Origin of the sequence: Meridianimarinicoccus zhengii (assembly GCF_003254465.1) — a bacterium.
GTDB lineage: Bacteria > Pseudomonadota > Alphaproteobacteria > Rhodobacterales > Rhodobacteraceae > Meridianimarinicoccus > Meridianimarinicoccus zhengii.
Genome location: NZ_QDFI01000115.1, coordinates 1 through 9,541, shown reverse-complemented (window position 1 = coordinate 9,541; position 9,541 = coordinate 1). Strand labels below are relative to the sequence as shown.

The following is a 9,541-nucleotide window of genomic DNA, read 5'->3' as shown; positions in this document are numbered from 1 at the left end:
CTCCGTTTTCGATCTTGAATCAGAAATGAGACCAAACGGGAATCCCTTGATTGCAGACACGGCCTAGCGCTCTCAGGCACGCTGCACTGGATGTTCGATCGTGGCCTTATCTCTGTGGCTGAGGATGGACATACGATTCTCGTGTCGCGGAACAAGGTGCCCGGCGATGTCGTAGATCGCCTGCTGAGTTCAGATGGCAAGCTTTTCAGGCCTGAGGACCCGCGGAATAGCCCGCACCCAGAGAATCTGCGCTGGCATCGTGAGAATGTTTTCGGGAACGCACCCTTGGACGAACGCCCGCCATGGGACTCGTACGCCTGAGGATGACGATAGAAACCATCGCGACGCATGTTCGAAGCGCATCGATACTCGCCCCGTCAATGCTCAGCATGGTTCATCGGCGACCGGTTTCGTCGCCTTGGCCGAACTCTTTCTCTTGATCTGCCCATACTGGCGCAAACGGCTCCAACAGTCGCGCCAACGTCACCTCCGGCCCCTGCTTCCCGTCGAGGATCGCCTCGACGATATCGGGCGCGAGCAGCGTGAGCCGCAGGACGCGGGTCATGTAGGACGGCGCGATGCCCTCGCGCTCGGCCAGCTCGGCAATGGTGGCGAATTCGCCCGACTCCAGCATCCGCTTCCATCGGAAGGCGCGGGCCAGCGCCTTGACCAGCGTGTTGCCCGGCTTGCGCACATGTTCGGCGCCTTCAGGCAACTGCATCTCCTTCCGGCCGCCGCGATTTACGACTCGGAACGGGACGTGAAGCGTAACCGTCTCGGGGATCGGCGTCGCGCGGGTCATGCGGCAGCCTCGATGCCACCGGCCCGCATCTCGCGGGCGAGACCACCGAGTCCGTCGACGCGCAGCCGGACGTTCAATCCGTCCGTGCCGATATCCACGCGCTCGACCAACAGCGCCACGATGCGCGCCTGCTCGGCGGGAAAAAGTTCGTCCCAAAGCGGATCCAGCTGCTGCAGCGCCGAACTGGCGTCGGCCTCGGTGATGTCGTCAGCATGGGCGCGCGCCGCCTTCCACGTGCCCGCCACGATCTCTGGCTGGCGGAACACGGCGCGGAGATGGTCGATGACGGCCGCCTCGATCTCGCCCGCGGGCACGCGGCCCACCGGGCACGACCCCGCGCCATGCTTCAAAACCGTCTGGCTGACGTAGTAGCGGTACAGCCGCCCGCCCTTGCGCGTGTGCGTCGGCGAGAAGGCCGCGCCATCGGGACCGAACAGCAGCCCCTTCAGCAGCGCGGGCGTCTCGGCGCGGGTGCGCGCGGCGCGCTTGCGCGGGCTCTCCTGCAGGATGGCGTGGACCCGGTCCCATGTCTCGCGGTCGATGATGGCGTCGTGCTCGCCGGGATAGCTGTCGCCCTTGTGGACCGCCTCGCCGATATAGGCGCGGTTGTTCAGCATCCGATACAGGTACTTCTTGTCGATCCGGTTGCCGCGGGGCGTGCGGATGCCGCGCTTCGCGACCTCCCGCGCCAGTTCCGTTCCGGAGCCGATCTCGAGGAAGCGAGCGAAGATCCAGCGGACGTGTTCGGCCTGCTCGTCATCGATCACCAGCTTCCGGTTCTCGACGCGGTATCCGTAGGGCGGCACCCCGCCCATCCACATGCCCTTCTTGCGGCTGGCGGCGACCTTGTCGCGGATGCGCTCGGCCGTCACCTCGCGTTCGAACTGGGCGAAGGACAGCAGGATGTTCAGCGTCAGCCGGCCCATGGGCGTGGTCGTGTTGAAGGACTGCGTGACGGAGACGAAGGTCACGCCGTTGCGGTCGAACACCTCGACCAGCTTGGCGAAGTCGGCGAGCGAGCGCGACAGGCGATCAATCTTGTAGACGACCACAACGTCGACCAGCCCATCCTCGATGTCGGCCAGCAGCCGCTTCAGGCCGGGCCGTTCCAGCGTGCCGCCGGAGATCCCGCCGTCGTCGTACTGATCGCGGACGAGCACCCAGCCCTCGGAGCGCTGGCTGACGATGAAGGCCTCGCACGCCTCCCGCTGGGCATGGAGCGAGTTGAACTCCTGATCCAGCCCTTCCTCGGAGGACTTGCGCGTATAGATCGCGCAGCGCTGTTTCCGGATCATTCCTGATTTTGCCGGCGCCTTCGTCATGTCCGCGCCCTCCGGTTCTTCAGCCCGAAGAACACCCAGCCGTTCCACCGCGTCCCGGTGATCGCGCGGGCAATCGCCGAGAGCGACTTGTACGGCCGCCCCTGCCATTCGAAGCCGTCCGCGGTGACGGTGACGATGTACTCGACACCGTGCCACTCGCGCAGCAGCCGCGTGCCGGTGACGGGACGGTCACGGTCGAGGCGCATGCAGCGCTTCTTCTTGTCACCGCCGTCGAGTTCCTCGCCCAGCCGTTCCAGCCGCCGGATCGTCTCGGGCTTCAGCCCGCCATAGGCCAGCTCCTGGATGCGGTATGCGAGCCGGCTCTCCAGGTAGCGGCGGTTGAACGGCGGCGGCTCGCCGTCGAACAGGTCGCGCCACTGCGCCTTCAGCTCCGGCGTCGTCGCGGTCTTCAGCGCGGCCAGGCGTGCGGGGATGGGATCGTGGGTCGTCATGTGGGTCTCCGGTGAGTTGGAGTTGCATGACGGCATGCGCTCGCTGGAGAGTGTAGGCGAATTTCTCCAGTATCGTCAGAAGGTTCACCGCTCTCCCGCAGCCGCAACCGGACCAGCCCGAGCGCCAGCAGGCCGCACAACTCGGCGCGGCGCTCGGCGGGCGTCATCGCCGCGGGGGCGAGCGGGTTGGGGCGACGGATGGGACCGGGATCGAACATCATGATCCATCGGTGCAGCATTGCGCTGCCGCCTGCGACCTCGGAACGGGTCAGCCCATGCCTGCCGGGAGAGGGTGAACCCCTCCGCCCTTGCGCCATCGGAATGGGTTGAGGGGCTCAGACGTTCCCATTATGTTCGGGTCATCCCGCATGAATCACGAGGCCGCCGATGTCGCTGCAATCGCTCGACCGTACCCAATGGAGTTTTGCAGAAGCGCTGGCCCACGTGGAAACCGTGACCGTCGCCCGGCGCGCAGCCGAGGCGGCCAAGGCGCCGCCGAAGCCCGAGCCGGCCTATCAGCACTGGAACCGCCTACAGGATCCGACCATCGCCTGGAAGGCGGAGGCCGAGAACGAGTTGCTGGTCGCCTTGCGGGACGGCGATCTCATCGCGCAGGGCCGCTACACCGAGGATCGTCCGAACGGCTGGGGCTACGGCGCCAGCAGCGGGTTCGGCCTGCATTCGGGCTACCACAGCAGCATCCGGCCCGAGCAGTGGCGGGAGGGTCAGTGCCATCTGGGGCGCCTGACCGCGCGCGACTGGGAGTTCATCGACATCCGAATGCCGCGCTTTCTCGTGAAGGCGATCTGGCCGGTTTATGTGCCCGAGGTCGTCAGCCCTGCAGAGCGTGCGGACGCGGCACCGTACACGACGCCCTACCTCGACCTGATGCAGGCGGCGATCACGAAGTTCGGGATCACGGCCGAGACGCAGGGCAAGAAGGACTGCCTCGTCGACTGGTTCCTCGAGCAGGAGATCGAAGGCGAGCCGGTGTCGAACAAGCTCGCCGATGCCATGGCCACGCTGATCCGGCTGCCTTCGGCGCAGCGCGGCGGCGCGAAGCGGGTGCTCGGGCCCGATCTGCGGCAGACCGGCTGACGCGCGGGAGCCACGCTGGTCGACATCGCGCAGTGACTGGCATATATTGCCAATGCGCTCGAGGGAGATGCCGATGCCGACCCGCAATGTCGTCCTGACCGACAGCCAGACCGACCTGATCGAGCGGCTGATCGCCGATGGCCGCTACCAGAATGCGTCGGAGGCTCTGCGCGCCGGGCTTCGCCTGCTCGAGCGTGAGGAGGCCGAGATGGCCGCCTTGCGCGACCGGCTCGCCGCCGGGCTTGAGGAGGCGCGCGCAGGCGTGCTCGCCGAGGGCTCGGGTGAGGACGCGATCCGCAGGGCATTCGCCGCCGCGCGCACCGCGTCCTGATGCCGAAGCCTTGGCGGCTGACGTGGCAGGCGGAACGGTCGCTCGTCGAGATTGCGCGCTGGACCCTGGAGACCTTCGGGCCGCGCCAGGCCGAGGCCTATGAGGCGGACCTCATCGCGCGCTGCGCCGCCATCGCGTCGGGTGAGGCACCGTCGCAGGATTGCCGCCGCCTGATCGATCCCGACCTGCCGGAAGACCTGCGTGTCACGCGGGCGGGGCAGCATTTCATCGTGTTCGTCGAGATGCCGGACTTGGTGATCGTGGTGGACGTGCTGCACAGCCGCTCGGACCTGCCGCGCCGGCTGGCGGCATTTGGTCCACCGAAGGATCCCGAACAACACTGACAATGGCCAACTCCAAGGGGTGAGCCCACGGCGTCGGCTTCCCGATGAAGGGCGGAACCGTTCACCCCGTTCGCATGAGCGCGGGTTCCACCCTCTGATCGGGCACGGCTGCCAGGAGCGCTCCGGATTGGTCATTTTACCCGTTGGGGTCCACCCATGATCTGACGTGATTTCAATGCCTTGCCGGAAGGGTTCACCCCTTTCCGGCGCTACGCTCTGTAGCCGGGCGGACCGGTTCCGACGTCGCGAGGGCGGCCTGACGCGCGCCAGAACCGGGGGCAACAACGCCCTCAATCCGGCTCTCCAGCTCCCGTGTCCGCCCGTCTCCGCCACCGCCTGCGCATTGCTGCATCGGCCAATCGGCCGACCGGCGCGCATGCGACTGTTCCGCGGGGACTGTGATGAGCGGGCGGGACTGGCGGGCTTTCGACGCGGAGCTCCGCGCGCGCGTGCCGGAGCTCGCGGTGGAGCTTCTTGGCAAGCCGACCTTCCGCGCGGGGCAGGAATGGCGCTGGGGCCGCAAGGGCAGCCTCTCGGTCGTCGTCGGCGGCGCGCGGGCGGGGATGTGGTTCGACCACGAGGAAGGCCGGGGCGGCTGGTTCTCCGAGCTTGTCGGCCGCGACCTCGGCATGGCCCGGGAGGATGCCACCGACTGGATCGCGGACCGGATCGGCATGTCGGCGCTGCCCCGGCCGGCGCGTCAGCGATCGACACCAGGCGCAATGCCCGCAAACGATCCGGGCGAGCCACCGTCTGCACCGGAGACGGCGCCGCGCGAGACTCCTCCCGATGGCGATGCGGATGCTGCGCCAAGTCGGGCGGACGACGCCGCCGCGCGCGCGGCCCGGATCTGGGACAGCGCTCGTTCGGCCCCGGAGGACCATCCCTATCTCGTCGCAAAGCGGGCCGCGCCGCTCGCCCTGCGCATGGACGTGGGCCGCCGCCTCGTCGTGCCGCTGCAGGACGGCGATGGCCGCCTGCACAGTGTCGAGACCATCGCGCCGGACGGGGCCAAGCGTTTCCTGGCCGGTGGGGCCAAGAAGGGCCATTTCACGGTGGTGGGGGCGGAGCCGGAGCCGCTCGCGGAGCCATGCGGTCCGCTCCTGATCTGCGAGGGCTGGGCCACCGGCGCGAGCCTGCACATGGCCACGGGACACATGGTCGTCGCGGCGATGGACGCGGGCAACATGATGCCGGTCGCCGAAGCGCTGCGAGCACGGTTCCCCGAAGCAGATCTCGTCCTCGTCGCCGACAACGACGCGAAGCCCGACCGTGAGACCAATCCCGGCGTCGAGGCGGCGCGGAAGGTCGCGCTCGCGATCGACGGCCGTCTTGCCGTGCCAGACAGCCCGGGCGATGCCAACGACCTCTTCTGCGCCGAGGGGCCGGAGGTAGTCGCGGCGCTCGTTGCGGGCGCGGCCCGGATCCCGCCGCCACCGCCGACATATCCCGCACCGGTCCTCACGCCAGACGAGGCCCGCGCCAGCCTGGCCGAGGCCATTGACCGCTTCATGGCCGCGATCCCGGACTACTGGGCGGCCATCGAGGCGGCACAGGAGGAGGCGAAGAGCACGGACGCCAATCGCGATCCGCTGGACTTCAACATCGTGGCACGGGCGGCGCTGCCGCCGCTCCTCGGCCTGCCGGTCGATGTGGGCCTCGGCAAGACCTCGAGCGCGCGCGCCGCCATCGCCGCGCTGATCGCCGCGGGCGGGATCGGCAAGCGCAAGGTCGTCTATGCCGTCCCGCGCCACGATCTCGGCGCCGAGCAGGTTGCCGCCTTCGAGGCCTTGGGTCTCAGCGCCATGCTCTGGAAGGGCCGCACCGCGCCCGATCCGACCGATGACAATCCCGACCGGCTCATGTGCCTCGACACCGAGGCCACCTTCGACGCGCTCGAGATCGAACACCCGGTCGAGCAGAGCTGCTGCAAGGTCAAGAACGGGGCAGAGCTGCTGCTCTGCCCCTGGTTCCACGACTGCGGCTACCAGCGCCAGAAGCCGCTGGCGCAGGCGGCGCAGGTCATCGTCTGCGCCCATGACAGCCTCTTCCACATGAAGCCGCAGGCCATTGGCGAGGTCGGGCTCCTGGTCATCGACGAAGCCTTCTGGCAATCGGGCCTGCGCGGTCTCGACGGCAAGGCGACGCTGACGCAGGACGGGCTGGAGCCCGGCCGCACCTCGCTCACCTGCTACACCGGCAAGGGAAAGATGGATGTCGGCGCCACGGCCGACCTGATCGCGGTCCGCGAACGGCTCTGCAAGGCGCTGCGGGTCACGGAGCCCGGTCCGCTGCGTCTGGGCTTGCTGGAAGCCGTCGGCCTCAAACCGGACGACTGCCGCCATGCCGCGACGCTGGAACGCCGCCGGATGCGCGACGCGGGCCTCCGCCCCGGCATGTCGCCGGTCGAGCGGCGCAAGCGGATCGAGGCGGTTCTGCCGCCTGCGGGCGAGCCATGGGCGCCGCCCGGGCGCTGCGCCACGCTCTGGCTGATCCTCGCCGAGGCGCTGGAGAACGGCCACGATGCCGCCGGCGCCGAACTCGTCCACGAGATGACCGAGGCCGGCTCCGTCCGCGCGCTCCGCCTGCGCTGGCGCAGCCCGATGCGGACCGGCTGGGCGGCCCAGGCACCGATCCTGCATCTCGACGCGACACTGCGGCCGGAACTCGTCCAGACCTACCTGCCGAGGATCGACATCGGGACGCCCGTCGCCGCACGCCAGCCCCATGTCCGCATCCGCCAGGTGACCGGCAGCCCGACCTCGGCCCGTGCGCTGTCGCCCTCCGCCGACGCACCCGAACGGGACCGAAAGGCCGCCGCGACCCGGCTGCGCGACCTCCGCGCCTGGATCGACCTCCGGGCCCGCCAGTGCCATCGCCGCGGCCAGGCAATCGATCTGCTGGTGGTGGGCCAGAAGGCCGCCATTGATGCGCTCAGGTCCGCGGGGCTGCCGCCGCGGGTTGAGGCGGTGCATTTCAACGCTCTGAGCGGGCTCGACCGCTGGGGCAGGATCGGCGGCATGGTGGTGCTGGGCCGCACGCTGCCGGCGCCGCGCACCGTCGAACTCAATGCTATGGCGCTGACCGGTCGCGTGCCCGCGCCGAACCCGGAGGATGCGGGCTGGTGGTATCCCATGGTCGAGCGCCGCATCCGGCTCGCGGGTGACCGGGCCGCGCCGCTCGCGATGGTGGCACACGCCGATCCGATCGCCGAGGCCGTGCGCTGGAGCATCTGCGAGGGCGAGCTGATCCAGGCCATGGGGCGCGGGCGCGGGGTCAACCGCACCGCCGCCACGCCGCTCGAGATCGACCTGCTCACGGATGTGGTCCTGCCGGTGACCGTCGACGCGCCGGTGCCGTGGTCCGACCTCCGCCCGACCCGGCGCGACCTGATGGCGCTCACCGGCATCGTGCTCGGGAACGCCGCCGACATGGCCGCCTGCTTTCCGGAGCTCTGGCCGACCCGCGAGGCCGCGAAGAAGGACGGCCAGAGGAAGGGGACAAATGACTATTATAGAGACCTCTATAATAGCAGAATGTCCCCATCCTCCGCCGAGGTGACCTACCGCCCGGAGGGTCCCGGCCATCGCCCCCGGACCGCCCGCGCCGATCTCTCCCGCATTCCCGATCCGGAAGCCTGGCTCACCAACCGCCTCGGGCCGCTTGCCAGCTTCGAGATGCGGCACGACGAGCTTTCGGACGCCGACGCGCCCGATCCCGCCAACGCCGCGCGGCTCGACGCGCTCGCATCCCGCCTGACCGCCAGCATGCAGGCCGTGCTCGCCATGCGCCGGGCAGCGCTCGACGCGCTGGCCGCCCGGCTGGAGGCCGCGAAGCCCGCCGCCCTTCGACACCCCCACCACCGCCAACCAGAAGAGGAGACCGAGGCATGAGTTACGACAGGATCCGCCTCTACGACGCCGGCCGCTTCCACGACACCGAGCTGCCCGACTGGTATCGCGAGGCCGAACGGCTCTGCGAGACCGAGCGTGTGGACTTCCACCGAGCCTTCGACCGCGTGCTCGACTGCGAGCACACGCTCCTGACCGAAGAGGGCCTGCTGGGCGGCGCGCTCGAGGTCCGGTTCTGGCCGAGCGAGATCCATGGATTCTTCGTGCTGATCGAGACGCCGCTCTCCTTCGTCGAGCACATCGTCGTCCCGAACCCGGCCGACTGGCTCCCCTTCCTCTCTCGCCATCTCGCCCCGCTCATCGGGGTGGCAAACCAGAGCTCCCTGATCGCGCTCCACGGCAGGATCGGCAACGCCTTCCTCTCTTGGACCCGCCACGGAAAGGGCACCCACATCGGTCGCGAGACCGGCGAGAGCCGGATCGACCTCGACAACGACCGCGACCGTCGCCGGGCCCAGCAGGCGCGGGCGGTGATGGAAAGAGAGCGGCGGGAGGGGCGGGCATGAGCGGGCAACGCCATATCGGTCTCGAACGTCAGGACGGTTACAACGTCGGACGCGATCCCCGCACCATGACGACGGAGGACCTGGAGCAGCTCGGCCACGCGCGTGTCTCGCCGCTGCGCGCCCTGCGGCTGAAATGCCTCGATTGCTGCAACGGCTTGGCGCGGGAAGTTCGTCTCTGCACCGCCGTGGACTGCCCCAGCTGGCCGTTCCGGATGGGCAAGAACCCGTGGCGCAGACCTCTCACCGGCGAAGAACGCGCCGAGCGCCAGGCGCGGTTCGCCGGTAAGACCGCCGCAGCGCAATTGGAGGCCCAGAATTCTGGGGGCGAAATCTGCGCCTCGCATCCCGGCAGGGGGAGAGGCCCGCAAAAGCCTTCCTTGGGTTTTCCTGCCAGCCTGCTGGAGGAAGACACCGGAGGTGCATCATGAAAACCATGCGCTGGCATCCTCCGGGCTACTGCGGCGAGCGGAGGGACGCGGACCGCGTCAAACGGGACGGTTGGCGCGACCAGGGCGTGCTCGCCGTCTCCATCGACGACGAGCGTCTGAGCTGGCCCGAGCGGGAACTGGTCCGACAGCTGGGCGAGAAGCTGTACGGGCCGCGGCACCGCGGGCCCCACGCGCGGGAACCCTAACCGGATTCCCCACTGGACCCCGGATTCCGCGACGGGGTCCAGACGGGGTCCACCCGCCAACCCGTTGAAGTTTCTGGTTCCTCTCATGTTCGTTTGTCAAGTTTTTCGCGCGAGGCGATGACCCGGCGCCGTCTTCGCTGC

11 protein-coding genes are annotated in these 9,541 nt (G+C 68.9%); 8 read left to right on the top strand and 3 right to left on the bottom strand.

The window, feature by feature from the left end; all coding sequences use genetic code 11:
• Positions 1-18 precede the first annotated feature (18 nt).
• Positions 19-321 (top strand): HNH endonuclease, encoded by a 303-nt coding sequence (locus tag DDE13_RS21110; protein WP_235868805.1) that lies wholly within the window; start codon positions 19-21, stop codon positions 319-321.
• A 73-nt stretch (positions 322-394) separates the two neighbouring features.
• Here DDE13_RS21110 and DDE13_RS21105 read toward each other — a convergent pair whose 3' ends face one another.
• The 3 genes from DDE13_RS21105 to DDE13_RS21095 are packed head-to-tail and all read right to left on the bottom strand — an operon-like array spanning position 395 to position 2,576.
• Positions 395-802, bottom strand: a complete 408-nt coding sequence (locus tag DDE13_RS21105; protein ID WP_111406196.1) for a hypothetical protein — start codon at positions 800-802, stop codon at positions 395-397.
• Entirely contained in the window at positions 799-2,124 is a 1,326-nt protein-coding gene (locus DDE13_RS21100; RefSeq protein WP_111406195.1) for a recombinase family protein, read from the bottom strand. Before DDE13_RS21100 ends, DDE13_RS21105 begins: the two co-directional genes overlap by 4 nt.
• Complete coding sequence (locus DDE13_RS21095) at positions 2,121-2,576, bottom strand: DUF2924 domain-containing protein (protein ID WP_111406194.1); 456 nt, start codon at positions 2,574-2,576, stop codon at positions 2,121-2,123. The genes DDE13_RS21100 and DDE13_RS21095 overlap by 4 nt, the downstream gene beginning before the upstream one ends.
• Positions 2,577-2,963: 387 nt before the next feature.
• On the opposite strand from DDE13_RS21095, the gene DDE13_RS21085 reads away from it, so the two are divergent.
• The 7 genes from DDE13_RS21085 to DDE13_RS21055 all read left to right on the top strand — a co-directional run bounded on the left by DDE13_RS21085 (position 2,964) and on the right by DDE13_RS21055 (position 9,400).
• A complete protein-coding gene (locus DDE13_RS21085; RefSeq protein WP_111406193.1) occupies positions 2,964-3,674 on the top strand; it encodes a hypothetical protein in 711 nt (236 codons plus the stop codon).
• A 73-nt stretch (positions 3,675-3,747) separates the two neighbouring features.
• The gene (locus DDE13_RS21080; RefSeq protein ID WP_111406192.1) at positions 3,748-4,005 is read left to right on the top strand and encodes a type II toxin-antitoxin system ParD family antitoxin; all 258 of its coding nucleotides are present in this window, start codon (positions 3,748-3,750) and stop codon (positions 4,003-4,005) included.
• A complete protein-coding gene (locus DDE13_RS21075; RefSeq protein ID WP_111406191.1) occupies positions 4,005-4,349 on the top strand; it encodes a type II toxin-antitoxin system RelE/ParE family toxin in 345 nt (114 codons plus the stop codon). The genes DDE13_RS21080 and DDE13_RS21075 overlap by 1 nt, the downstream gene beginning before the upstream one ends.
• A 401-nt stretch (positions 4,350-4,750) precedes the next feature.
• Positions 4,751-8,242, top strand: a complete 3,492-nt coding sequence (locus tag DDE13_RS21070; RefSeq protein ID WP_111406190.1) for a toprim domain-containing protein — start codon at positions 4,751-4,753, stop codon at positions 8,240-8,242.
• A complete protein-coding gene (locus tag DDE13_RS21065; protein WP_111406189.1) occupies positions 8,239-8,766 on the top strand; it encodes a hypothetical protein in 528 nt (175 codons plus the stop codon). Before DDE13_RS21070 ends, DDE13_RS21065 begins: the two co-directional genes overlap by 4 nt.
• The gene (locus tag DDE13_RS23285) at positions 8,763-9,194 is read left to right on the top strand and encodes a hypothetical protein (RefSeq protein ID WP_222626168.1); all 432 of its coding nucleotides are present in this window, start codon (positions 8,763-8,765) and stop codon (positions 9,192-9,194) included. The genes DDE13_RS21065 and DDE13_RS23285 overlap by 4 nt, the downstream gene beginning before the upstream one ends.
• A complete protein-coding gene (locus DDE13_RS21055; RefSeq protein ID WP_447248552.1) occupies positions 9,191-9,400 on the top strand; it encodes a hypothetical protein in 210 nt (69 codons plus the stop codon). The genes DDE13_RS23285 and DDE13_RS21055 overlap by 4 nt, the downstream gene beginning before the upstream one ends.
• Positions 9,401-9,541 lie beyond the last annotated feature (141 nt).

Bases quoted from the DNA above. Each gene is read 5' to 3' on its own strand.
- DDE13_RS21105 (WP_111406196.1), bottom strand. From the start codon at position 802: ATGACCCGCGCGACGCCGATCCCCGAGACGGTTACGCTTCACGTCCCG.
- DDE13_RS21100 (WP_111406195.1), bottom strand. From the start codon at position 2,124: ATGACGAAGGCGCCGGCAAAATCAGGAATGATCCGGAAACAGCGCTGC.
- DDE13_RS21095 (WP_111406194.1), bottom strand. From the start codon at position 2,576: ATGACGACCCACGATCCCATCCCCGCACGCCTGGCCGCGCTGAAGACC.
- DDE13_RS21085 (WP_111406193.1), top strand. From the start codon at position 2,964: ATGTCGCTGCAATCGCTCGACCGTACCCAATGGAGTTTTGCAGAAGCG.
- DDE13_RS21080 (WP_111406192.1), top strand. From the start codon at position 3,748: ATGCCGACCCGCAATGTCGTCCTGACCGACAGCCAGACCGACCTGATC.
- DDE13_RS21075 (WP_111406191.1), top strand. From the start codon at position 4,005: ATGCCGAAGCCTTGGCGGCTGACGTGGCAGGCGGAACGGTCGCTCGTC.
- DDE13_RS21070 (WP_111406190.1), top strand. From the start codon at position 4,751: ATGAGCGGGCGGGACTGGCGGGCTTTCGACGCGGAGCTCCGCGCGCGC.
- DDE13_RS21065 (WP_111406189.1), top strand. From the start codon at position 8,239: ATGAGTTACGACAGGATCCGCCTCTACGACGCCGGCCGCTTCCACGAC.
- DDE13_RS23285 (WP_222626168.1), top strand. From the start codon at position 8,763: ATGAGCGGGCAACGCCATATCGGTCTCGAACGTCAGGACGGTTACAAC.
- DDE13_RS21055 (WP_447248552.1), top strand. From the start codon at position 9,191: ATGAAAACCATGCGCTGGCATCCTCCGGGCTACTGCGGCGAGCGGAGG.